We start from the raw sequence: 24,010 nt of genomic DNA, 5'->3' as shown, positions 1-24,010 counted from the left end.
CCGCCAGCCCGGAGCCACGAGGTTCGGGCTAGACTCCCAGCACCTACCGCCCGGAGTTCTCCATGTTCATTGCTTACTGCTGCATCGTCATTGCTGCCTGCTTGCCCTATGTGTGGGCAGTGCTCGCCAAATCCAGCGCCCCCGGCTACAACAACAAAGATCCACGTGGTTGGGTCGCCAAGCAGGAAAGCTACCGCGTCCGCAATGCCTATAGCGCCCATTTGAATGCATTTGAAGCGTTTCCAGCATTCGCAGCCGCGGTCATGATGGCCCAGTTTGCACAAGTCAACCCTCAGCACGTCGCATGGCTGGCGATGGCCTTCATTGTATTTCGCATTCTGCATGGGGTTTTTTATCTCAGCGTGCAACAGGCATTGCGCAGCCTGTCGTGGCTGGGCGGCTTTGCCTGCGTCATCGCCTTGATGCTTTCCGCCGCGTTCAAAGTTGGGGGCTGAAGTTTCAATTCTTCTGCACGACAGTTGAAGAAGAATCCCAAGCCTCGCCAAAGAAAAACCCCGCAGAGGATATCTGCGGGGTTTGGGATAAGGCCCTGGCGATGACCTACTCTCGCATGGCAAAGCCACACTACCATCGGCGCAGCTGTGTTTCACTTCCGAGTTCGGGATGGGATCGGGTGGGACCACAGCGCTGTTGTCACCAGGGAGAGGGTGGAGGGTCGCTTGCTTGTTTGGAAGTCTGCACAAGGATGTGTAGGCTCTTGCGCAGGGATGCGCACAACAAGTAGCGCCACGCTCTCAAGGGGGGGAAGAAGAGTGAACGAGCATTTGCGGTAAGCCATCAACGTATTGAGGCCAAGGGTTGCTTCGGCGTACGAAGCAACTTGAGGTGATATGGTCAAGCCACACGGATCATTAGTACAGGTAAGCTCAACACATTACTGCGCTTACACACCCTGCCTATCAACCACCTGGTCTTGATGGTTCCTTTAGGGGGCTTGTGCCCCGGGAGATCTCATCTTGAGGCGCGCTTCCCGCTTAGATGCTTTCAGCGGTTATCGCTTCCGAACATAGCTACCCGGCAATGCCACTGGCGTGACAACCGGAACACCAGGGGTTCGTCCACTCCGGTCCTCTCGTACTAGGAGCAGCCCCTCTCAAATCTCCAACGCCCACGACAGATAGGGACCGAACTGTCTCACGACGTTCTGAACCCAGCTCGCGTACCACTTTAAATGGCGAACAGCCATACCCTTGGGACCGACTACAGCCCCAGGATGTGATGAGCCGACATCGAGGTGCCAAACACCGCCGTCGATATGAACTCTTGGGCGGTATCAGCCTGTTATCCCCGGAGTACCTTTTATCCGTTGAGCGATGGCCCTTCCATACAGAACCACCGGATCACTAAGTCCTAGTTTCCTACCTGCTTGATCCGTCGATCTTGCAGTCAAGCACGCTTATGCCTTTGCACACAGTGCGCGATGTCCGACCGCGCTGAGCGTACCTTCGAGCTCCTCCGTTACTCTTTGGGAGGAGACCGCCCCAGTCAAACTACCCACCATACACGGTCCCCGACCCGGATTACGGGCCCAGGTTAGAACGTCAAGCACATCAGGGTGGTATTTCAAGGTTGGCTCCATGCCAGCTAGCGCCGACACTTCACAGCCTCCCACCTATCCTACACAGATGAACTCAACGTTCAGTGTAAAGCTATAGTAAAGGTTCACGGGGTCTTTCCGTCTTGCCGCGGGAACGCTGCATCTTCACAGCGATTTCAATTTCACTGAGTCTCGGGTGGAGACAGCGCCGCTGTCGTTACGCCATTCGTGCAGGTCGGAACTTACCCGACAAGGAATTTCGCTACCTTAGGACCGTTATAGTTACGGCCGCCGTTTACTGGGGCTTCGATCAAGAGCTTCGCCTTGCGGCTGACCCCATCAATTAACCTTCCAGCACCGGGCAGGCGTCACACCCTATACGTCCACTTTCGTGTTTGCAGAGTGCTGTGTTTTTGATAAACAGTCGCAGCGGCCTGGTTACTTCGGCCAACCTTAGCTATTAACCATGGTTGGCGCACCTTCTCCCGAAGTTACGGTGCTATTTTGCCTAGTTCCTTCACCCGAGTTCTCTCAAGCGCCTGAGAATTCTCATCCTACCCACCTGTGTCGGTTTACGGTACGGTCTGCGTAAGCTGAAGCTTAGGAGCTTTTCCTGGAAGCGTGATATCGGCAGCTCTGTCCTAATGGACTCGTCCTTGACCTCAATGTTGCACCCCCGGATTTACCTAAGGGCACCACCTCAGTCCTCTCACCGGGACAACCAACGCCCGGCCTGCCTAACCTTCTCCGTCCCTCCATCGCACTTACGCGAGGTGCAGGAATATTAACCTGCTTCCCATCGACTACGCATTTCTGCCTCGCCTTAGGGGCCGACTCACCCTGCGTCGATTAACGTTGCGCAAGGAAACCTTGGGCTTTCGGCGTGCGGGCTTTTCACCCGCATTATCGTTACTCATGTCAGCATTCGCACTTCCGATACCTCCAGCAGACTTCTCAATCCACCTTCGCAGGCCTACGGAACGCTCCTCTACCGCGTGCATCAAAGATGCACACCCCAAGCTTCGGTTTACTGCTTAGCCCCGTTAAATCTTCCGCGCAGACCGACTCGACCAGTGAGCTATTACGCTTTCTTTAAAGGATGGCTGCTTCTAAGCCAACCTCCTGGCTGTCTATGCCTTTCCACATCGTTTTCCACTTAGCAGTAATTTGGGACCTTAGCTGTGGGTCTGGGTTGTTTCCCTTTTCACGACGAACGTTAGCACCCGCCGTGTGTCTCCCATACAGTCCGTCTCGGTATTCGGAGTTTGCAATGGTTTGGTAAGTCGCGATGACCCCCTAGCCATAACAGTGCTCTACCCCCGAGAGGATTCATATGAGGCGCTACCTAAATAGCTTTCGAGGAGAACCAGCTATCTCCGGGTTCGATTAGCTTTTCACTCCTAATCACACCTCATCCCCGACCTTTGCAACGGGCGTGGGTTCGGGCCTCCAGTACCTGTTACGGTACCTTCACCCTGGGCATGACTAGATCACCCGGTTTCGGGTCTACTGCCCGCGACTATGCGCCCTTATCAGACTCGGTTTCCCTTCGCCTCCCCTATACGGTTAAGCTCGCCACGAACAGTAAGTCGCTGACCCATTATACAAAAGGTACGCCGTCACCCCGAAGGGCTCCGACTGCTTGTACGCACACGGTTTCAGGGTCTATTTCACTCCCTTCACCAGGGTTCTTTTCGCCTTTCCCTCACGGTACTGGTTCACTATCGGTCAGTCAGGAGTATTTAGCCTTGGAGGATGGTCCCCCCATGTTCAGACAGGGTTTCACGTGCCCCGCCCTACTCAATTTCATCGATCAGGCCCTTTCGCATACGGGGCTGTCACCCGCTATGGCCACCCTTTCCAGAGTGTTTTGCTAAAACAAGATCGACTTTTGGGCTTGTCCGCGTTCGCTCGTCGCTACTGACGGAATCTCGGTTGATTTCTTTTCCTACGGTTACTTAGATATTTCAGTTCACCGCGTTCGCCTTGCATGGCTATGTATTCACCATGCAATACCCTTGCGGGTGGGTTTCCCCATTCGGACATTACCGGATCAAAGCTTATTGCCAGCTCCCCGATACTTTTCGCAGGCTGTCACGTCCTTCATCGCCTCTGACTGCCAAGGCATCCACCGTGTGCGCTTATTCGCTTGACCATATCACCCCAAGTTGCCTCAGGGCGATACGCATACCAGCGAATGGTACGACTATCACTTGATAAAGATGGCTTACGCCATCTCGCCTCAGCCTCGACACGTTGTAAGACTTACGTCTCAAACGCTCGTTTGACTCTTCTTCCCGATTTTCAAAGAACATGACCAGGCCACAATGCCTAGCCATTTCAAAGTGTGTGTGCGCAGATCATTCAGAGTTACATCGTGGTGGGTCTGGGAGGACTCGAACCACCGGCCTCGCCCTTATCAGGGGCGCGCTCTAACCACCTGAGCTACAGACCCAATGTGTCGCGCTTAGTGGTGGAGCCTGTCGGGATCGAACCGACGACCCCCTGCTTGCAAAGCAGGTGCTCTCCCAGCTGAGCTAAGGCCCCATTAATGCTTAAAAGATTAAGGGACACGGCCCCTTGCGGGTCGCCGTTCTCTGAATGCAGGTCACTTGTGCGGACGCCTGGCAACTTCTGTTGCCATGTCTCAAAAGGAGGTGATCCAGCCGCACCTTCCGATACGGCTACCTTGTTACGACTTCACCCCAGTCATCGGCCACACCGTGGCAAGCGCCCCCCCGAAGGTTAAGCTACCTGCTTCTGGTGCAACAAACTCCCATGGTGTGACGGGCGGTGTGTACAAGGCCCGGGAACGTATTCACCGCAGCAATGCTGATCTGCGATTACTAGCGATTCCGACTTCATGGAGTCGAGTTGCAGACTCCAATCCGGACTGAGATGGGGTTTCTGGGATTGGCTCACGCTCGCGCGCTTGCAGCCCTCTGTCCCCACCATTGTAGTACGTGTGTAGCCCTGGCCGTAAGGGCCATGATGACTTGACGTCATCCCCACCTTCCTCCGGTTTGTCACCGGCGGTCTCCTTAGAGTTCCCACCATTACGTGCTGGCAACTAAGGACAAGGGTTGCGCTCGTTGCGGGACTTAACCCAACATCTCACGACACGAGCTGACGACAGCCATGCAGCACCTGTGTCACGGTTCCCGAAGGCACTCCTCTATCTCTAAAGGATTCCGTGCATGTCAAGGCCAGGTAAGGTTCTTCGCGTTGCATCGAATTAAACCACATACTCCACCGCTTGTGCGGGCCCCCGTCAATTCCTTTGAGTTTCAGTCTTGCGACCGTACTCCCCAGGCGGCGAACTTAACGCGTTAGCTTCGATACTGAGCTCCAAGTTGAGCCCAACATCCAGTTCGCATCGTTTAGGGCGTGGACTACCAGGGTATCTAATCCTGTTTGCTCCCCACGCTTTCGTGCCTCAGTGTCAGTGCTGGCCCAGGTAGTCGCCTTCGCCACGGATGTTCCTCCCGATCTCTACGCATTTCACTGCTACACCGGGAATTCCACTACCCTCTACCGCACTCTAGCTATCCAGTATCCAATGCCATTCCCAGGTTGAGCCCAGGGCTTTCACATCAGACTTAAACAACCACCTACGCACGCTTTACGCCCAGTAATTCCGAGTAACGCTTGCACCCTTCGTATTACCGCGGCTGCTGGCACGAAGTTAGCCGGTGCTTATTCTTTGGGTACCGTCAGAACAATCGGGTATTAACCAACTGCTTTTCTTCCCCAACAAAAGAGCTTTACAACCCGAGGGCCTTCTTCACTCACGCGGCATGGCTGGATCAGGCTTGCGCCCATTGTCCAATATTCCCTACTGCTGCCTCCCGTAGGAGTCTGGACCGTGTCTCAGTTCCAGTGTGGCTGATCATCCTCTCAGACCAGCTATCGATCGTCGCCTTGGTGGGCCGTTACCCCGCCAACTAGCTAATCGAACATGGGCTCATCCAATCGCGTCAGGCCTTGCGGTCCCCGACTTTCCCCCGAAGGGCGCATGCGGTATTAGCGTACGTTTCCATACGTTATCCCCCACGACTGGGCAGATTCCCATGTATTCCTCACCCGTCCGCCACTCGCCACCCATGGAGCAAGCTCCACTGTGCTGCCGTTCGACTTGCATGTATTAGGCCTGCCGCCAGCGTTCACTCTGAGCCAGGATCAAACTCTTCACTTAAAGTGTTCGAGGCCGAAGCCTCTAATGCTTAAAAATGCAAAGTCCGCCCAACTCCATTACTCGCTGTACGTTTAAACATCATTGCTGATGCCTATGAATACTTTTGAATTGATGGTGTTGATCGAACGTCTGCTATGGACAAATCATCCATCACCAGACGCCCGCACAAGTCACCTGCGCACACTGTCAAAGATCTCCAGAATCGGCCTCAGCGCCTCTCCTGTTCCACCCAAGCGCCGTAGCCCCCGAGTGAGCCGCCCATTATGCCGGGCTTTTCCACTTTGTCAACACCCCGTCACCGAGAATCTTGACCCAACCGCCTCAACCACCACCCGAAGGCTTTTGCCGAAGCGAGCCGCACATTATGCCGGCTTTTTCCTTGCAGTCAACACCTTCCCGCGAAGATCTTCACACGTTGCCGTGTGCACTTTCGTGGACAGCTGCAAGGGGGCGCATCTTGCCTGCGATTTCCATGCTTGAACAGTCTTGACGTGTTGACGAAATGCCGGCATCACGCGCATGGTGCGCGCTTGTTGATTACGCCTCGGGACACTTGGATGCGACGCTACCTGCTTTTTCTTGTTGCTGCCTGCTCACTGTCTGCCTGCGCGGGTGCACGCCAGCCTTGGGTAGAACTCGGCGGACATCGCTATGTCGTTGAGCTTGCCCAGGACGATGCCGCGCGCGCGCGCGGCCTGATGTTTCGCGATGCGATGGACGCCGACCGCGGCATGCTGTTTATCCACGACACGCAAGAACCCCAAGCGTACTGGATGAAGAACACCAAGATTGCGCTGGATATTTTGTACTTCGATAACGACCACAAGCTGGTATCACAACAGCGCGACGTGCCGCCCTGTTCGTTGGGTGACGCCTGCCCCCCCTACCCCAGCAATGCACCCGCGCGCTATGTACTGGAACTCAACGCCGGGCAGGCCGAGAAGCTCAAGCTGCAAGATGGTGCCCTGCTGAAATTTGGCCCCGGCATCCCGCAAGCCAAGTGACCGCTCAGTCCACGATCAATTCGTAGTCGTCCTTGCCCACGCCACAGTCCGGGCACGTCCACGTGTCGGGGATATCCTCCCAGCGTGTCCCGGGGGCAATGCCGTCCTCGGGTGCCCCTTGCGCCTCGTCATAAACATGACCGCAAACCACGCACATGTAACTGCGAAAGGGGGCATCGGAGACGGGAGCAGACATTGGCGCGATAATCCAAAGATAGTTGCGAGGATTGTCCCACCCTCGCGCAGCCTTCGCACACTTTTCTAGCCGCTTCGTCACCGCAGACTCACATGAACTTAGACCACTCGCACGCCCTGTTCACTCGCGCCCAAACCTTGCTGCCGGGGGGCGTCAATTCGCCAGTGCGCGCGTTCAAATCGGTAGGTGGCGAACCGTTTTTTGTGCAGCGCGCGGAGGGGCCGTATTTGTTCGATGTCGACGGCAATCGCTATATCGATTACGTGGGCTCGTGGGGGCCGATGATCGTGGGCCACAATCATCCGAAGGTGCTGCAATCGGTGATTGACACGGCACGCAATGGCCTGAGCTTTGGTACACCCAATCCGCTGGAAGTGACGATGGCCGAAACCATCACCCAGCTGATTCCCAGTTGCGAAATGGTGCGCATGGTCAACTCCGGTACCGAGGCCACACTGTCGGCAATTCGGCTGGCGCGTGGTGCAACCGGGCGCATGAAAATCGTCAAATTCGAAGGCTGCTATCACGGTCATGGCGATTCGTTTTTGGTCAAGGCCGGCAGCGGTGCATTGACCTTCGGCGTGCCCACTTCACCGGGCGTCCCCAAGGCCTTGGCCGACTTGACCTTGACGCTGCCCTACAACGATTTTGATGCTGCAACCCACCTGTTTGACGACTGCGGCAGCGACATCGCCGCACTCATCATCGAACCGGTGGTGGGTAATGCCAATTGCCTGCCGCCGCGCGATGGCTACTTGCAACACCTGCGCGCACTGTGCACGCAGCATGGCGCGCTGCTGATCTTCGACGAAGTGATGACCGGCTTCCGCGTTGCACTCGGCGGCGCGCAGGCGCGCTATGGGGTGGTGCCGGATCTGTCCACCTTCGGCAAGATCATCGGTGGCGGCATGCCGGTAGGTGCATACGGCGGGCGCCGCGATTTGATGCAACAAATCGCACCGCGCGGCCCGATCTACCAGGCCGGCACACTGAGTGGCAATCCGGTGGCAATGGCGGCTGGGCTTGCGATGCTGGCGCTCATCCAAGCGCCGGGTTTCTACGACGCATTGGAAGCAAAAACGCATGCACTGTGTGATGGCTTGGAAGCCGCCGCACACGATGCGGGCGTCGCCTTCACCACCCAACGCGTAGGCGGCATGTTCGGCATGTTCTTCAGCAGTGAGCGAGTGGATACCTACGCACAGGCGATGGCCTGCGACAACGCCGCATTCAACCGCTTCTTCCATGCCATGCGTGAGCGTGGCGTGTATCTTGCCCCTTCCGCGTTCGAGGCTGGATTTATGTCCATTGCGCACACTGACGAGGTGATTATTGACACCATCGCTGCGGCGCGCGCGGCATTCCAAGTGCTCTGACATGGGTGATGTGAAGCCGACGCGGGGCAACGATGGCGGCGGCGAATTCTTCGCCCCCGTCCTGCAACCCGCCAACCGGGAAGGCTTGCGCTACCGGTTGTATCGCCTGATGTTCCACCACGAAAGCCGCAGCGAGCGCAATTTCGACCTTGCACTGATCGCCATCATCGTCGCCAGCGTACTGGTGGTGCTGCTGGATAGCGACCCGGAGGTGAAGGCGCGCTGGCACTTCCAGCTGTACCTGGCGGAATGGGTGTTTACCCTGTTGTTCGCGCTGGAGTACTCGCTGCGGATCTGGGTGGTGCGCGAACCGTTGCGCTATGCGCGCAGCTTCCTCGGCAGCGTCGACCTGCTGGCGATCCTGCCGACCTTCCTGTCACTGCTGTTCCCGGCCAGCGCATCGCTGACGGTGGTGCGCATCCTCCGCCTGCTACGGATCTTCCGGATCCTCAAGCTGGTGAAGTATTCCGACGAGGCAGGCCTGCTGACCCACGCTCTGATCCGCAGTCGGCGCAAGATCCTGATCTTCGTGCTGACCCTGCTTACCATCGCGGTGATCTTCGGCGCACTGATGTACGTGGTCGAAGGCCCGCAGCACGGCTTCGTCAGCATCCCCACCGGCATGTACTGGGCGGTGGTGACGATGGCGACGGTGGGCTATGGCGACCTGTCGCCTGCCACCGGGCTGGGGCGCTTCCTGACCTCCATGCTGATCATCATCGGCTACAGCATCATCGTGGTGCCCACCGGCATCTACACCGCCGAACTGGCGCGCACGATGCGTTCGCGCGGCCGCGTGCAGCTGCGCTGCCCGCAGTGCAGCTTGGGCGAGCACGACGACGACGCCTGGTTTTGCCGCAAATGTGGCGAGGCACTGCCGCATGTGGACAACAATGCCTGAGTTGCACCGAAGTTCCGATTTAGTTGCCCCGCAGCAGTCTTCACATTTTTGACGCCAAAAAACACGAAACCCGGCGCAGGGCCGGGTTTCGTGGTCAAGCTTGAAGATGGCAACTGGCAGGGCTCAGAAATCCATGCCGCCCATGCCGCCCATACCACCACCGGCAGGCATGGCCGGTTCGTCTTTCTTCGGTGCATCCGCCACCATCGCTTCGGTGGTGATCATCAGGCCGGCGATCGACGCCGCGTTCTGCAGCGCGGTGCGGGTGACCTTGGTCGGGTCCAGGATGCCGAACTCGATCATGTCGCCGAACTCGCCGTTGGCGGCGTTGTAGCCGAACGCACCCTTGCCTTCGGCAACGCGGTTCAGCACCACGCTGGGCTCTTCACCGGCATTGGTGACGATTTCGCGCAGCGGGGCTTCCATCGCACGCAATGCAATTGCGATACCGTGGTTCTGGTCTTCGTTGGCACCCTTCAGGTCCTTGATCGCAGCCTTGGCGCGAATCAACGCCACGCCGCCGCCGGGGACAATGCCTTCTTCCACCGCGGCGCGGGTGGCGTGCAGGGCGTCTTCCACGCGTGCCTTCTTTTCCTTCATTTCCACTTCGGTCGCCGCACCGACCTTGATCACCGCCACGCCACCGGCCAGCTTGGCCACGCGTTCCTGCAGCTTCTCGCGGTCATAGTCGGAAGAGGTTTCCTCGATCTGTGCCTTGATCTGCTTGATGCGGGCTTCGATGCCTGCGCCTTCGCCGGCGCCGTCAATAATCGTGGTGTTTTCCTTCGACACCTGGATCTTCTTGGCACGACCCAGATCCTTGATGGTGGCCTTCTCCAGCGACAAGCCCACTTCTTCGGAAATCACGGTGCCGCCGGTGAGGATGGCCATGTCTTCCAGCATCGCCTTGCGACGATCGCCGAAGCCAGGTGCCTTCACCGCGCAGACCTTGACGATGCCACGGATGGTGTTGACCACCAAGGTGGCCAGCGCTTCGCCTTCCACTTCTTCGGCGACGATCAGCAGCGGCTTGCCGGCCTTGGCAGCGCCTTCCAGCACCGGCAGCAGGTCACGCACGTTGGAGATCTTCTTGTCATGCAGCAGGATGTACGGGTCATCCAATTCAGCCTGCATCGACTGCTGGTTGTTGACGAAGTACGGGCTCAGGTAGCCACGGTCGAACTGCATGCCCTCGACCACGTCGAGTTCATTGTCCAGGCCCGAACCGTCTTCAACGGTGATGACGCCTTCCTTGCCGACCTTGTCCATCGCCTGCGCGATCAGGTCACCGATGTTGGCATCGGAGTTGGCAGAAATGGTGCCGACCTGGGCAATTTCCTTGCTGGTCGAGGACGGCTTGGACAGCGCCTTCAGCTCGCCCACGGCGGCCTTCACGGCCTGGTCGATGCCGCGCTTCAGATCCATCGGGTTCATGCCGGCGGCGACCGCCTTCATGCCTTCGCGGATGAACGCCTGCGCCAGCACGGTGGCGGTGGTGGTGCCGTCACCGGCGTTGTCGGAGGTCTTGGAGGCGACTTCCTTGACCATCTGCGCGCCCATGTTCTCGAAGGCGTCGGCCAGCTCGATTTCCTTGGCGACGGAGACGCCGTCCTTGGTGATGGTGGGAGCACCGAAGCTCTTTTGCAGCACGACGTTGCGGCCCTTCGGACCGAGCGTGGCCTTGACGGCATTGGCGAGCACGTTCACGCCGCGCACCATGCGCGAACGAGCGTCTTCACCAAAACGGATATCTTTTGCAGTCATGAGTAGTTCCTCGAAATCGTTGTGATGTGTCTACGGTAGGAGCGGCCCCTGGCCGCAACCTTGGATCGTTGATGTCACGCGCAGGGCGCGCCCGCGGATCAGCCGAGGACGGCGAACAGGTCGTCTTCCTTGACCACCAGCAGTTCCACGCCATCCAGCTTCACTTCGGTGCCGCTGTACTTGCCGAACAGCACCTTGTCGCCCACCTTGACCTGCGGCGCGCGCACTTGGCCGTTTTCCAGCATTTTGCCGGTGCCCACGGCGATGACTTCACCCTTGATCGGCTTTTCAGTGGCCGAATCCGGGATCACGATCCCACCAGCGGACAACTTCTCTTCTTCCATACGCTTGATAACCACGCGGTCGTGCAGCGGCTTGATATTGGACATGAGCAACCTCGATAAATGGTTGATTACAGGGGAAAAACCCGGCGATTTTAGCAGTCTCGCCATGCGAGTGCCAAATCCTGGGACGAAAACGTCCCGCAACCGGGATGGTCGGAAGATGGGGCGCCCGTGCGGGCTTTCAAGGGCCGCGATGAGGAAATCGGGCAAGCTGCCCGCGGGCGCCCTGCGTGCCGGCCGCTGACTGGCGCGTGACCCAACACGTCGCCGACAGCCTATGCCACAATCGACGCGACTCCACCCCTTCAACCCCGTGCCACACCACCGCCAGCGCCGTGATGGCCGTGCGCGTGGCGGCTGCGCGGCTCACCAACCCCGACGCGGAACCCCTGACGTGGCGACGACCGATACATCGCAGCCCCAGGCCGCCCTTGGAAAACGCCTTCGCCAGGTTGCCGGCGAACGCTTCAACCTGCGCGACGACAAGGCCGACGACGAGGAAATCGAGGCGCGCATCCGCGACGCGGTCGAACTGCGCGGGGCGACGCCGTGGATCCTGGTGTTCGCCATCCTGGTGGCGTCGGTGGGCCTGAACGTCAATTCCACCGCCGTCATCATCGGCGCGATGCTGATCTCGCCACTGATGGCACCGATCATGGGCGCCGGTTTCGGCGTTGCGGTGTACGACTTCGCGCTGGTCAAGCGCTCGCTGACCAACCTGCTGATCGCCACGCTGATCAGCCTGGTCGTGTCGTGGACGTATTTCTCGCTGACCCCGCTGCACCAGGCGCAGTCGGAGCTGCTGGCGCGCACCAGCCCCACCTTGTGGGACGTGCTGATCGCCCTGTTTGGCGGGCTTGCCGGCATCATCGGCATGACCCGCAAGGAGAAGTCCAATGTCATCCCCGGCGTGGCCATCGCCACCGCGCTGATGCCGCCGGTGTGCACGGCAGGCTACGGGCTTGCCACCGGGCAATGGAGCTTTTTTGGCGGCGCGCTGTACCTGTACACGATCAACTGCGTGTTCATTACGCTGGCCACGATCCTGGGCATCCGCGCGCTGCGGCTCAAACGGCACGGTTTCGCCAGCCCGGCCATCGCCAGGCGGGTCAAGATCGCGCTGTGGACGCTGGCCTTGGCCACCGCATTGCCCAGCATTTACCTGGCCATCAACCTGGTGCGCCAGGAGGTGTACCGGGCCACGGCGCGCGAGTTCGTGAATCGCGAGTTCGTGTTCCGCAACAGCCAGGTCGTGGATGCCAAGATCGACCCGGCCAAACGCACCATCGACATTTCCCTGATCGGCGAGCCGCTCAGCACGGACATGCAAGAAACCATCAAGGCCCATCTGGCCATCGCCAATCTGGCCGGCACCCAGATCTTCCTGCACCAGAGCGGCGACCACCAGATTGACGTGACCGCGCTCAAATCAACGCTGCTGTCTGATCTCTTGAGAGAAAGCCAGGACACCGTCAAGCAGCGCGAATCGCAGCTGCAGAAGCTCAGGGCGGAGCTGGCGAAGCGCAACGCACTGCTGAACCAGACCGGCGACATTTCCAGCGAGCTGCGCCAGCTGTACCCGAGCCTGGACCAGATCACGGTGGGCGACGGGGTGACGATTGCCGAAGACGGCAGCCGCCAACAGGTGGTGTATCTCAATGCCACCATCCGTTCCGACCTGTCTGCGGCCGAACAGCAACGGATCGCGGACTGGTTCAAGATCCGCACCAAGGCCGATGCCGTGGTCTTCAACATCCAGACGCCGGAGGTGGCGGCACCCGCCAAAGCCAGCGGCAAGCGCAAGCGCTGACCATGGCCGGGGCGATCCTGCTCTGCCTTGCCACCTGCCCGGACGCAGCCTGCGCCGAGCGCATCGCCACGGCGCTGGTCGAGGAACGCCTGGCCGCCTGCGTCAACATCGTTCCCGGCCTGCACTCGGTATATCGCTGGCAGGGCGCGGTGGAACACGCAGGGGAAGTGCTGCTGCTGATCAAGACCACGCGGGCGCGCTACCCGGCCCTGCAGGCAAGGCTGCCGCAATTGCATCCGCATGAACTGCCGGAGCTGGTCGCGGTCGAATCCAATGACGGCCTGCCTGCGTATCTACGCTGGGTGGCCGACATGACCCGTCCAGTAGAATGATCCGATGACCCGACTGTCTTTTCGCCCGTGCCGCTGGCTGGCCGCACTGGCCCTGGCGGCGGCCCTGCCGGCCGCTGCCACCGCCGATGTTGATCTGCCGCCGGTCGATCAGGTCTTCGTGCTGTCAGCCAGCGCCACCGCGCACGATCGCGTGGACGTGCGCTGGCAGATCGCCAAGGGCTATTACCTGTACCGGCACCGCACATCGGTGAAGACCGATCCGGGGTTTGCCAACGCAACGCTGGCGCTGCCAAGCGGCGACAAGCACCGCGACGAGTTTTTCGGCGATGTCGAAACCTACCGCGGGCAACTGATCGGCACGCTGAGCGGCCAACCGGCCGCAACCGCGACATCGGTGCGCTTGACCGTGAAATATCAAGGCTGTGCCGATGCCGGGGTGTGCTACCCGCCGCAAACGCGCACGCTGACGGTGGCCTTGCCGGCTGCCGATGACGCTGCACCCGGTTTGGGTTTTGCCAAGAAGTCCGGCGGCTTGTTCGGGCTGGGCGATCCTGCCGGCGCAGTGAACGCCGCGCCGCTGCCGCCGGAGCAGGCCTTCGGCAGCGAAGTGATCGCGCTGGATGGCAACACCCTGCTGCTGCGGCTCACGCCCGCCAATGGCTATTACCTGTATCGCGACAAGCTCTCGGCCAACTTGGTGGCAGCCGACGGGTTATCCGCCGCGCTGCCCGCGCACGCGCAGATGCCCAAGGCCAGCGCGTTCAAGGATGAGCACTTTGGCCAGGTGCAGGTGTATTTCACGCAGGTCGAAATTCCGCTTGTCGTCAACCGCAGCACCCCGCGTGCGGCCAACGGCAACCTGATCGTCGGCTTGCAAGGTTGCCAGACCGAGGGCATTTGCTATGCGCCGATGACGCGGACGCTGGCGGTACATGTACCGGCGGGCGAGATCAATCCTCCTCTGCGGAAGAAGGACAGTGTGCCGAAGGCGCTTGCCGGAGACACCGCGCCAGCCGCCCCCCTCCCCCCAGCCGTGCCCCCCACCAGCAGGAAAGGGGGCGTGATTGCCCCCACACTCGCCACCGCCGATGCCGCCCGCAGCGCCCCCCCGCAACACCCCATTCCCAGTCTGCTGCCCGCCCTGCTGCTGGCCCTGCTGGGCGGCTTGATCCTCAATTTGATGCCCTGCGTGCTGCCGGTGCTGTCGCTGAAGGTGCTCTCGCTGGCACAAAGCGGGGCAAGCAGGCAGACCGCGCGACGGCATGCGCTGGCCTATACCGCCGGTGTGCTGGCCAGCTTCGCCGCCTTGGGCGGGCTGATTCTGGCACTGCGCAGCGGCGGTATCGAAAACTGGATCAGCTGGGGCTTCCAGTTGCAGTTCCCACGCATGGTCGCGGTGCTGGGGCTGCTGATGTTCATGCTGGGCCTGAGCTTGTCGGGCATGTGGTACGCCAGTATCCGTATCAGCGGTCGTGCCGGCGCACTGGCGCAAGGCAGCGGCGTGCGCGCCGATTTCTTCACCGGCGTGCTGGCCGTGGTGCTGTCCACACCCTGCACGGCACCGTTCATGGGTGCGGCACTGGCCTATGCCTTCGTGGCCCCGACGCTTGCGGCGATGCTGGTGTTTTTGACATTGGGGCTGGGGCTGGCACTGCCGTTCCTGTTGATCGCCTTCGTCCCCGCCCTCGCCCGCCTGTTGCCCAAACCGGGCGCATGGATGGAAACCCTGAAACAACTGCTGGCCTTCCCGATGTACGCCACCGCCGCGTGGCTGGTGTGGGTGCTGGCGCAACAGCGCGGTGCCGACGCGGCCGGCCTTTGGATGGGCGCCGCCATTTTGTTGGCATTGGCGGCATGGGCGTGGACCCATGCCCGGCAACATGCCCGGCGCTGGCCATTGGTCCTGGCGGTACTGGCACTGGCGACGACCGCATGGCCGCTGTACACCATCGGCACCCTGCCCAAACCGATGAGCACGCACGTGCAGGGCGAGCTTGCGGTTGCCTATACAGAGCCCCGGCTGGCCGAACTGCGGACGCAAGGCCGGGTGGTGTTCGTGAATATCACCGCGGACTGGTGCGTCAGCTGCAAAGCCAATGAGAAGGCGGTATTCGCCCGCGATCGTTTCCGCGCCGCACTCAAAGCGGCCGATGCCGCCTACATGATCGGCGATCACACCAATATCGACCCCGCCATCACCGCCTACCTGCACCGCTATGGTGCCGTGGGCCTGCCGCTGTATGTGGTCTATCCACGTGGCGGCGGCGAGGGCAAGGTGCTGCCGGTGCTGCTGACCCCCGGCATTGTCGAAGACGCCCTGCGCGAGGCGGCACGCTGATGCCATCCAACAAGACGGTGGTCGCGGCAGCCATGCTGGCGGCGGTTGCCGGTGCGGTTGCCAGCCTGTATGTCCAGCCCACCGTTGCCTACAAACTGGCTGGCACCGAACTTGGCCAGCGCGCACTGGGCCATCTGCTGGCCGCCAATGCGCCTGCGCCGCCTGCCGGGCTGAAGATCGCCGAGCGTGGCGGCATCGTGCCAGCCATCACCTTGCACACGCTCGATGGCCTGCCCGCTGAGGTGCCACAGGCCTGGGCAGGCACGCCCACCTTGGTCAATCTGTGGGCCAGCTGGTGCGCGCCTTGCCTGAAAGAAATGCCGGATCTACAAGCGTTCTCCGCACAACACGCCACTACCGGTGTGCAAGTGGTAGGTATTGCGCTGGATGACGTGGCCTCTGCGCGCACCCTGCTGACGCGGCTGGGGGTCACCTATCCCAACTTGGTCGATCCCCCCGGCCCCACCGATGCCGGCGTGCGGCTGGGCAACCCGGCGGGCGTGTTGCCCTATTCGGTACTGGTTGCGGCCGATGGTCGCGTGCTGAAGACCCATATCGGTCCATTTGCCAACCAAGCCGCTATTGCAAACTGGGTGCAGCCCTGGGAGACGCGGGGTCTGCGCTGAGCGGGCCATGGATGACCCGCGCCCGCGACCTTAGCCGTGGATGACTGGATGCGGCCCTCAAGGCTGGGCAATACAAAGGGGCATGCCATTTTAGAGCCGTCACTCCAATATCCGTTTAAAATTGCGCTATCCGGCAAAAGTTCGCCGAACTGGACAGCATTGCTCATCTGCGCGACACTGCACGCCGCTTTTGGAAGGACGCCCATGGCCAAGCTGCTGCTCCTGCACGGCCCCAACCTCAACTTGCTCGGCACGCGCGAGCCGGAGGTCTATGGACACACCACGCTGGCCGATATCAATGCCGATCTGGCCGCCCGTGCACAGGCCGCCGGGCATGCGCTGGAGGCGTTGCAGTCCAATGCCGAACACGTGCTGGTGGACCGCGTGCAAGCCGCCCGCGTGGACGGCACCGCGTTTATCCTGATCAACCCGGCCGCCTTCACCCATACCTCGGTGGCGCTGCGCGATGCGCTGGCCGCTGTGGCCATTCCCTTTATCGAAATTCACCTGTCCAACCCACACCGCCGCGAACCCTTCCGCCAGCACAGCTATTTCAGTGACCAAGCGGTCGGTGTGATTTGCGGCTTCGGGGCCGACTCCTACCGCTATGCGCTGGATGCTGCCCTGCAGCGTCTGGCCGCCTAATTTCAACAGGACTTCTCTGTATGGACCTTCGCAAAATCAAAAAACTGATCGACCTGCTGGAAGAGTCGAACCTCGCCGAAATCGAAATCAAGGAAGGCGAGGAATCCGTGCGCCTGGCGCGGCTGCCCAAAGGCGGCCCAGTTGCCGCACCCGCGCCGGTAATGCAGCACGCGGCCGCACCCGTCATGCCCATGCAATCCCCCGTGCAGGCGGCGACTGGCGGCAGCCACAAACCCGCCGGCCCGGAATTGCCGCCCGGTCATGTGGTGCGCGCGCCGATGGTAGGCACGTTCTACACCAGCCCCGCCCCCGACAAGCCGGCGTTCGTCAGCGTGGGTCAAGCGGTCAAGGCCGGCGAAACGCTGGGCATTATCGAAGCGATGAAAATGTTCAACCCGATCGAGGCCGATGTCTCCGGTACCGTGCTCGCCATCCAGTGCGAAAGTGGCCAGCCGGTGGAATTTGACCAGCCGCTGTTTGTGATTGGGTGAGCAGGGGATTCGAGCGCCGCAGGCACTCGCCTGTGAACGCCCGCCGGCATGCCTGCCGGTGGGCCGGACGGACTGGAAACTGAGACAACGACCATGCTCGAAAAAGTAGTCATCGCCAACCGTGGCGAAATCGCGCTGCGCATCCTGCGCGCTTGCCATGCGCTGGGTATCCGCACCGTGGCCGTGCATTCCACCGCCGACCGCAATCTCAAGCACGTCGCGATGGCCGATGAGTCGGTGTGCATAGGCCCGGCAGCGTCGGCCGATAGCTACCTCAATATGCCGGCGATCATTGCCGCCGCCGAGGTCACCGACGCCCAAGCCATCCACCCTGGCTACGGCTTTCTCTCCGAGAACGCCAATTTTGCCGAGCGCGTGGAGCAATCCGGCTTCATCTTCATTGGCCCCAAGGCCGACACCATTCGTCTGATGGGCGACAAGGTGGAAGCGATCCGCGCGATGAAAGCCGCCGGCGTGCCCTGCGTGCCCGGCAGCGGCGGCCCATTGGGCGACGATGCCGCCACCAATGTGAAAATTGCGGCAGAGATCGGCTACCCGGTGATCGTCAAAGCCGCCGGCGGCGGCGGCGGTCGTGGCATGCGCGTGGTGCATACCGAAGCCGCACTGGTGAACGCCATTGCCACCACCAAGCAAGAAGCCAAGGCCGCGTTCGGCAACGACATGGTCTATATGGAAAAATTCCTGGAAAACCCGCGCCATGTGGAAATCCAGGTGCTGGCCGACGGTCAAGGCAACGCCATCCACCTGGGCGAACGCGATTGTTCGATGCAGCGCCGCCATCAGAAAGTGGTGGAAGAAGCCCCCGCTCCCGGCATCACCGACGCGCAGCGCGCCGAAATCGGCAAGGTCTGTGTGGAGGCCTGCATCCGCATCGGCTATCGCGGCGCGGGCACATTTGAATTCCTGTTCGAAAACGGGCGCTTTTATTTCATCGAAATGAACACCCGCATCCAGGTGGAACACCCGGTGACCGAGCTGGTGACCGGAATGGATCTGGTGCGCGAACAACTGTTGATTGCCGCCGGCCACAAGCTGTCGATCAGGCAGTCGGATGTGGTGCTGCGCGGCCATGCCATTGAATGCCGGATCAATGCCGAAGACCCGGACACCTTCTTCCCCAGCCCCGGCCTGATCGAGCATTTCCACGCCCCGGGCGGCCCCGGCGTGCGGGTGGATTCGCATATTTACGAAGGCTACCGGGTTCCACCGAACTACGATTCGATGATCGGCAAGCTCATCGTGCATGGCGCGACCCGCGAACAAGCGATTGCGCGGATGCGGGTGGCGCTGAGCGAGATGGTGGTGGACGGCATCAAGACCAATATCCCGCTGCAACAGCGCATCCTCGCCGATGGCGGCTTCTGCCAAGGCGGGCAGAACATCCACTATCTGGAAAAGCGGCTGGCCGAACGCAAGGAAAAGGCGCTGTCGATCCTGTAAATGCAAGCATGGCCGGTTTGCGGGCTGATTTTCGCTACAGTGAAGATCAGTCCCCGGATCGGAGTTTGTCATGCGTCGTCGCCACACCCTGTACCTAGCCCTGTCCTGCACTCTGCTGGCGTTACCAGCGGCCAGCCAACAGGGCAAGACGCCGCCGACCAATCTCTTCATTGATGTGGCCACCCACAATATGGCCGGGATGCCGGACATGGGCGGGATGCTGGGCGGCCTGGGCGGCTTCATGGCGCGCCGCATGGGCGGGGCCGATACCAGCAAGCCCACCTACCCCACCGCGCGGCATGCAGGCCTGACCGGGCAATACCTCGATATCGCCCTGCACAACACGCTCAAACCGGGGGTGGAAGCACAGGACCTGATTCCATCCGGCCTGAATCTCGGCAAATCGCTGACCTTGATTCCAGTCGAACCCAGCCACTCTGAAAAGGGGGAAAGCACCCCCGGCAAGGTGCCCGATATCGAGGTCAAGATTTCCGAATACTGGGGCTGCAGTGCCACGGTGCGTCCGGGCCAACCCAAAGTAGCCACGTTCAAGGTCAAAGGTGGCAACAAGACGGTCGACCCGCGGGCTGGCATGGCCGGCATGCAGGGGATTGAAGTTCAAAGCAGCGGCAGTCTGTCCAAGGGCTTGTATGTGCCCGATCGCGACATCGACCTGCAGCCCGGCTACGTGTATTGGCCCAACCGCCAATACGGCAAGCAAGTGCCCAGCGGTGCGCGCTTGGCCGGCGATCACCAAATCACCGGCGATGGCATTCCGGCGTCGATGAAATTCCAGGTGCAGCAAGACGCCGATTTCATGCCCAAGTTGATGCTGCGCTCGCAAGGCGAATTGACCGATGCGATCGACCTCAGCTGGCCGTCGGTCAGCCGCGCACGCGGGTATTTCATCACCGGCGTGCACACCAACATGAAGAGTCAAAGCTCTATCGAAATGGTGATCTGGAGCAGCGCCGACGTGCCCGGTGCCGGCAGCGAGCTGCATGCCTATCTCAGCGGCAGCCAGATCGAAAAATGGCAGAAACAGAAAGTCCTGATGTCGGCCGCAGCCACCAACTGCACCATTCCCAAAGGCATCTTTGCCAGCCAAGGTGGCGGCCAGCCGGTTCCCAGTATCTTGATGATGACCGCCTACGGCCCGGAAAGCTGGATCACCTATCCGCCCAAGCCGGCCGACCCCAAACAGCCATGGAATCCGGAATGGAGCGTGCGCCTGCGCGCCAAATCCACCGCCTTTTCCATGCTGGGGATGAATTTCGGCGGCCAACAGATGCAGGAAGATCAAGGTGACGGCCAGCAGCCACAACAGCCGCAGAAGCGGCCGGGGATGAAAGGCCTGCTGAAAGGCATTTTGGGCGGTTGAGTTCGCCCGCGGGCCACTGAAGCTGCGAGAATGGGGCGGCCATCACCGCCCCATTTTTCCATGCCTTATCTGCAACTCTCGCTGCCCTGTACCGAAGCCCTGCACCCGCGCGTGGATCGCGCGCTGGAAGATGTGGGGGCACTCGCCGTGACCTTGCAGGACGCGCATCTGGATGCTGCCGACGAGCAGGCCATTTTCGAGCCCGGCGTGGGCGAGTTGCCGCTATGGGATGACATGACCCTGACCGCACTGTTTCCCGTCGATGTTGACCCGCTGCTGCTGCTGGCCGCGCTGGAAGCTTTCGACCCCGAACTGGACTGGTCGCAGGCGCGCTTTGAAATCATCCCGGATCAGGATTGGGAACGCGCATGGCTGGACACCTTTCACCCGATGCAGTTTGGCCAGCGCACCTTCATCGTGCCGTGGAATCACGCACTCCCCGAGGGTGCAGACGCCGCCGACGCCGCCATCATCCGCCTCGATCCCGGCCTGGCATTCGGTTCGGGGACGCACCCCACCACCGCGCTGTGCCTGCGCTGGCTGGATGATTTGGCGACCAGCGGCGTATTGCAAGCACAACCGGTACTCGACTTTGGTTGCGGCAGCGGCATCCTTGCCTTGGCCGCACTGAAACTGGGTGCGGCGCGTGCCGTCGGTGTGGACAACGACCCCCAGGCCATCATCGCCACCAGCGACAATGCACAGCGCAACGGCGTGCAGATTGATGTGTTTTTGCCACAAGACGAACCGATTGCGCGCTATCCCATCGTCGTCGCCAATATCCTCGCCACTGCATTGGATGCCTTGGCCGAAACCTTGGCGGCACGCGTCGCCAACGGCGGCCGCATCGCCATGTCGGGCATTTTGAGTGGGCAAGAAGATGAGCTGCTGCTGCGCTTTGCGCCGTGGTTTGATCGCCTGCACGTCGCACGTGATGACGACTGGGTGCGCATCGACGGTGTCCGCAACTCCACGCCGGTGATCGCATGAACCACGCCCCGAGTTTCGTGTTGGGGAATGCCCCGAAGACACCCCCGCGGCGACGCAGTGAGTGGCTGTGGCTGGGCGCACTGGCATTGGGCTTGCTGCTGCAATTGGGCTGGCTGCAACGCGATGTGTTGGCGGCCAATGCTGGCCTGCGGCCGACGCTGGAAGCAACTTGCAGGCTCTTGCATTGCCAGCTCCCCGCCTGGCATGAACCGGCCGCGTTCAGCATGCTGTCGCGCGATGTGATCGCACTTCCGGAGCACCCGCGAGTGCTGCGCGTGCAGGCCAGCTTTCGCAACGACGCGGCGTGGCCGCAAGCATGGCCAGCCCTGGTGTTGAGTCTGACCGATGTCAATGGCCGCAGCTTGGGCAGCCGTCGCTTTCTGCCGACCGAATACTTGGGCAAGACACCGCATGTGGCACAGCTTGCGCCCAATCAAGCCAGCCAAATCGCATTCGATATTGTTGAACCCGCACCCGATGTGGTGGCCTTCGATTTCCGCTTTGATTGAGTTGCATTGCCATTGGCATTTCAAGCATGCGATCCCTGCAATCGTATGCAGACACCGCATCGGCAAAAATTATTTTCACTGAATGCGCAGCAGCACACACCGTCACCCCGCACATCGCGTTAGACTTCCCCTCCGCCGCAACGGCTGCCAGTTACCGATGCGCGCAGTACCGAGGGAGTTTCGTTGAACCTTCAAGACCAACGCCAGGACACCGGCCGCGCACCCTTGCGCGAGCATGTCGCCACATCCGTGCGCCGCTATCTGCGCGATCTGGATGGCTGCGACACCGATGATCTGTACACCATCGCCCTGCGCGAGCTGGAAATTCCGCTGTTTGCGGAGGTATTGAAGCATTGCGATGGCAACCAAAGCCGCGCTGCGGCCATGCTCGGCCTGCACCGCGCCACCTTGCGCAAGAAACTCAAGGACTACGGTCTGTCCGTCTGAGGCCAGCGCCGCAGCCCGCTATAATTGCGGCTTCCCCACTGTTGTGCCTGCCCATGACTGCCCCCCGTTTCGACGGCTCGGCCGTGCCCGTGCGCCGCGCCCTGCTCTCCGTTTCCGATAAAACCGGCCTGATCGAACTCGCCAGGGCGCTGGCGCAGCGCGGCGTGGAATTGCTGTCCACCGGCGGCACCGCCAACGCCATCCGCGATGCCGGACTTGCCGTGCAAGACGTCAGCGACGTGACCGGTTTTCCGGAAATGATGGACGGCCGGGTCAAGACCCTGCACCCGCTGGTGCACGGCGGCTTGCTGGGCCGTGCAGGCCTGGACGACGCGGTGATGGCCGCACACGGGATCGGCAAAATCGACTTGCTGGTGCTCAACCTGTATCCGTTTGAAGCGGTAACCGCGCGCGCCGATTGCACACTGGCCGATGCGGTGGAAAACATCGACATCGGCGGCCCGGCGATGCTGCGCAGTGCCGCCAAGAATTTTGCCCGCGTGGCGGTCGTCACCGATCCTTCGCAATACGCGGCGTTGCTGGCTGAACTGAGCGAACACGACGGCGCATTGTCCGCGCAGACGCGCTTTGCATGGTCGGTGGCCGCGTTCAATCGCGTGGCGCAATACGACGCGGCGATCAGCAGCTATCTCTCCGCCATCACCGATGCCGCGCAAGCGGTGCCGCAGCGCAGCGCCTTCCCGCAACAAGCCAATGGCAGCTTCATCAAGGTGATGGATCTGCGCTATGGCGAAAACCCGCACCAACAAGCCGCGTTCTACCGCGACCTGTCCCCCGCGCCCGGTTCGCTGGCGACCTTCACCCAATTGCAGGGCAAGGAACTGAGCTACAACAACATTGCCGATAGCGATGCGGCGTGGGAATGCGTGCGCCAGTTCGATGCGCCGGCCTGCGTCATCGTCAAGCACGCCAACCCCTGCGGCGTGGCGGTGGGCAGCGGCTGCGGTGACAGCTACGAAGCCGCTTACGCCACCGACCCCACCAGCGCATTCGGCGGCATCCTCGCCTTCAATACCAAGCTCGATGGTGCCACCTGCAAGACCATTCTGGATCGCCAATTCGTTGAAGTGTTGATTGCGCCCGACTATGACGACGCCGCACTGGCCTATGCGAAAAAGAAAGCCAATGTGCGCGTGCTGCGCATCCCGCTGGCACCGCCGTCACCCGGCTTTATCGACAGCAAGCGGGTGAACTCCGGCATGTTGCTGCAAACCGCCGATGCCCGCGTGGTGACCCGCGACGAACTGAAGGTGGTGACGAAGCTGGCCCCGACCGACGCGCAGTTCACCGACCTGCTGTTCGCATGGAAGGTGGCCAAATTCGTCAAATCCAACGCCATCGTCTATGCCAAAGACAGCCGCACCATTGGCGTCGGCGCGGGGCAGATGAGCCGCGTGTATTCGGCGCGCATCGCCGGCATCAAGGCGGTGGATGCGGGGCTGGTGGTGCCCGGGTCGGTGATGGCGTCCGATGCCTTCTTCCCGTTCCGCGACGGCATCGACGCGGCGGCTGAGGCCGGCATCCAGGCAGTGATCCAGCCCGGCGGCTCGATGCGCGATGCGGAAGTGATCGAAGCCGCCAACGAACACGGCATCGCGATGGTGTTCACCGGCGTGCGGCATTTCCGGCATTGATGTCTCTCCCTTCTCCCACCGGGAGA

19 protein-coding genes, 2 tRNA genes and 3 rRNA genes are annotated in these 24,010 nt (G+C 61.0%); 16 read left to right on the top strand and 8 right to left on the bottom strand.

Features of this window, described 5'->3' with window-relative positions; genetic code table 11:
- Positions 1–62 precede the first annotated feature (62 nt).
- Positions 63–455 carry an MAPEG family protein gene (locus K7B09_RS00590; RefSeq protein WP_223625509.1) on the top strand — a complete coding sequence of 131 codons (393 nt, stop codon included), beginning with the start codon at positions 63–65 and terminating at the stop codon, positions 453–455.
- A gap of 93 nt (positions 456–548) precedes the next feature.
- On the opposite strand, the gene rrf is transcribed toward K7B09_RS00590, so the two are convergent.
- The 5 genes from rrf to K7B09_RS00565 all read right to left on the bottom strand — a co-directional run bounded on the left by rrf (position 549) and on the right by K7B09_RS00565 (position 5,753).
- Positions 549–662: ribosomal RNA gene (rrf, locus tag K7B09_RS00585) — 5S ribosomal RNA — on the bottom strand.
- A gap of 189 nt (positions 663–851) precedes the next feature.
- A 23S ribosomal RNA gene (locus K7B09_RS00580) occupies positions 852–3,713 on the bottom strand.
- A 223-nt stretch (positions 3,714–3,936) separates the two neighbouring features.
- Positions 3,937–4,013: transfer RNA gene (locus K7B09_RS00575), tRNA-Ile, on the bottom strand.
- Between the two features lie 16 nt (positions 4,014–4,029).
- Positions 4,030–4,105 (bottom strand) — tRNA-Ala (locus tag K7B09_RS00570).
- Between the two features lie 103 nt (positions 4,106–4,208).
- Positions 4,209–5,753: ribosomal RNA gene (locus tag K7B09_RS00565) — 16S ribosomal RNA — on the bottom strand.
- Together the 16S, 23S and 5S rRNA genes with 2 tRNA genes alongside form the textbook arrangement of a ribosomal RNA operon.
- Positions 5,754–6,310: 557 nt before the next feature.
- Here K7B09_RS00565 and K7B09_RS00560 point away from each other — a divergent pair.
- Complete coding sequence (locus K7B09_RS00560; protein WP_223625507.1) at positions 6,311–6,757, top strand: DUF192 domain-containing protein; 447 nt, start codon at positions 6,311–6,313, stop codon at positions 6,755–6,757.
- A gap of 4 nt (positions 6,758–6,761) precedes the next feature.
- Here the strand turns inward: K7B09_RS00560 and K7B09_RS00555 are convergent, their stop codons facing one another.
- Positions 6,762–6,953, bottom strand: coding sequence for a rubredoxin (locus K7B09_RS00555; RefSeq protein WP_223625504.1), 192 nt, complete (start codon positions 6,951–6,953; stop codon positions 6,762–6,764).
- A 92-nt stretch (positions 6,954–7,045) separates the two neighbouring features.
- Here K7B09_RS00555 and hemL point away from each other — a divergent pair, with 92 nt between their 5' ends.
- Together hemL and K7B09_RS00545 are read left to right on the top strand one after the other, a co-directional pair.
- A complete protein-coding gene (gene hemL, locus K7B09_RS00550) occupies positions 7,046–8,329 on the top strand; it encodes a glutamate-1-semialdehyde 2,1-aminomutase (RefSeq protein ID WP_223625501.1) in 1,284 nt (427 codons plus the stop codon).
- A gap of 10 nt (positions 8,330–8,339) precedes the next feature.
- The gene (locus K7B09_RS00545; RefSeq protein ID WP_223625499.1) at positions 8,340–9,230 is read left to right on the top strand and encodes an ion transporter; all 891 of its coding nucleotides are present in this window, start codon (positions 8,340–8,342) and stop codon (positions 9,228–9,230) included.
- Between the two features lie 123 nt (positions 9,231–9,353).
- Here the strand turns inward: K7B09_RS00545 and groL are convergent, their stop codons facing one another.
- Positions 9,354–10,994, bottom strand: a complete 1,641-nt coding sequence (gene groL, locus K7B09_RS00540) for a chaperonin GroEL (protein WP_223625496.1) — start codon at positions 10,992–10,994, stop codon at positions 9,354–9,356.
- A 98-nt stretch (positions 10,995–11,092) separates the two neighbouring features.
- Positions 11,093–11,383 carry a co-chaperone GroES gene (groES, locus tag K7B09_RS00535; RefSeq protein ID WP_223625493.1) on the bottom strand — a complete coding sequence of 97 codons (291 nt, stop codon included), beginning with the start codon at positions 11,381–11,383 and terminating at the stop codon, positions 11,093–11,095.
- Positions 11,384–11,732: 349 nt separating this feature from the next.
- Here groES and K7B09_RS00530 point away from each other — a divergent pair, with 349 nt between their 5' ends.
- The 12 genes from K7B09_RS00530 to purH all read left to right on the top strand — a co-directional run bounded on the left by K7B09_RS00530 (position 11,733) and on the right by purH (position 23,984).
- Positions 11,733–13,148 (top strand): TIGR00341 family protein, encoded by a 1,416-nt coding sequence (locus K7B09_RS00530; RefSeq protein WP_223625490.1) that lies wholly within the window; start codon positions 11,733–11,735, stop codon positions 13,146–13,148.
- A gap of 2 nt (positions 13,149–13,150) precedes the next feature.
- A complete protein-coding gene (cutA, locus tag K7B09_RS00525; RefSeq protein ID WP_223625488.1) occupies positions 13,151–13,480 on the top strand; it encodes a divalent-cation tolerance protein CutA in 330 nt (109 codons plus the stop codon).
- 4 nt (positions 13,481–13,484) lie between these two features.
- Positions 13,485–15,779, top strand: a complete 2,295-nt coding sequence (locus K7B09_RS00520) for a protein-disulfide reductase DsbD family protein (RefSeq protein WP_223625485.1) — start codon at positions 13,485–13,487, stop codon at positions 15,777–15,779.
- The gene (locus K7B09_RS00515) at positions 15,779–16,405 is read left to right on the top strand and encodes a TlpA family protein disulfide reductase (protein WP_223625482.1); all 627 of its coding nucleotides are present in this window, start codon (positions 15,779–15,781) and stop codon (positions 16,403–16,405) included. Before K7B09_RS00520 ends, K7B09_RS00515 begins: the two co-directional genes overlap by 1 nt.
- 204 nt (positions 16,406–16,609) lie before the next feature.
- Positions 16,610–17,050 (top strand): type II 3-dehydroquinate dehydratase, encoded by a 441-nt coding sequence (aroQ, locus tag K7B09_RS00510; RefSeq protein WP_223625479.1) that lies wholly within the window; start codon positions 16,610–16,612, stop codon positions 17,048–17,050.
- Positions 17,051–17,070: 20 nt separating this feature from the next.
- Positions 17,071–17,541 carry an acetyl-CoA carboxylase biotin carboxyl carrier protein gene (gene accB, locus K7B09_RS00505; protein WP_223625476.1) on the top strand — a complete coding sequence of 157 codons (471 nt, stop codon included), beginning with the start codon at positions 17,071–17,073 and terminating at the stop codon, positions 17,539–17,541.
- A 93-nt stretch (positions 17,542–17,634) separates the two neighbouring features.
- Positions 17,635–19,002 carry an acetyl-CoA carboxylase biotin carboxylase subunit gene (gene accC / locus K7B09_RS00500; protein WP_223625473.1) on the top strand — a complete coding sequence of 456 codons (1,368 nt, stop codon included), beginning with the start codon at positions 17,635–17,637 and terminating at the stop codon, positions 19,000–19,002.
- Between the two features lie 70 nt (positions 19,003–19,072).
- Entirely contained in the window at positions 19,073–20,383 is a 1,311-nt protein-coding gene (locus K7B09_RS00495; RefSeq protein WP_223625470.1) for a hypothetical protein, read from the top strand.
- Between the two features lie 60 nt (positions 20,384–20,443).
- A complete protein-coding gene (gene prmA, locus K7B09_RS00490) occupies positions 20,444–21,373 on the top strand; it encodes a 50S ribosomal protein L11 methyltransferase (RefSeq protein ID WP_223625465.1) in 930 nt (309 codons plus the stop codon).
- Positions 21,370–21,882, top strand: coding sequence for a DUF3426 domain-containing protein (locus tag K7B09_RS00485; protein ID WP_223625464.1), 513 nt, complete (start codon positions 21,370–21,372; stop codon positions 21,880–21,882). The genes prmA and K7B09_RS00485 overlap by 4 nt, the downstream gene beginning before the upstream one ends.
- A gap of 183 nt (positions 21,883–22,065) precedes the next feature.
- Positions 22,066–22,329, top strand: a complete 264-nt coding sequence (gene fis, locus K7B09_RS00480) for a DNA-binding transcriptional regulator Fis (protein WP_223625461.1) — start codon at positions 22,066–22,068, stop codon at positions 22,327–22,329.
- Positions 22,330–22,382: 53 nt separating this feature from the next.
- Entirely contained in the window at positions 22,383–23,984 is a 1,602-nt protein-coding gene (purH, locus tag K7B09_RS00475; protein WP_223625458.1) for a bifunctional phosphoribosylaminoimidazolecarboxamide formyltransferase/IMP cyclohydrolase, read from the top strand.
- Positions 23,985–24,010: the final 26 nt, after the last annotated feature.

Source organism: Thermomonas beijingensis (assembly GCF_020034655.1).
Lineage (GTDB): Bacteria > Pseudomonadota > Gammaproteobacteria > Xanthomonadales > Xanthomonadaceae > Thermomonas > Thermomonas beijingensis.
This window is presented reverse-complemented; position numbering and strand designations above follow the sequence as displayed.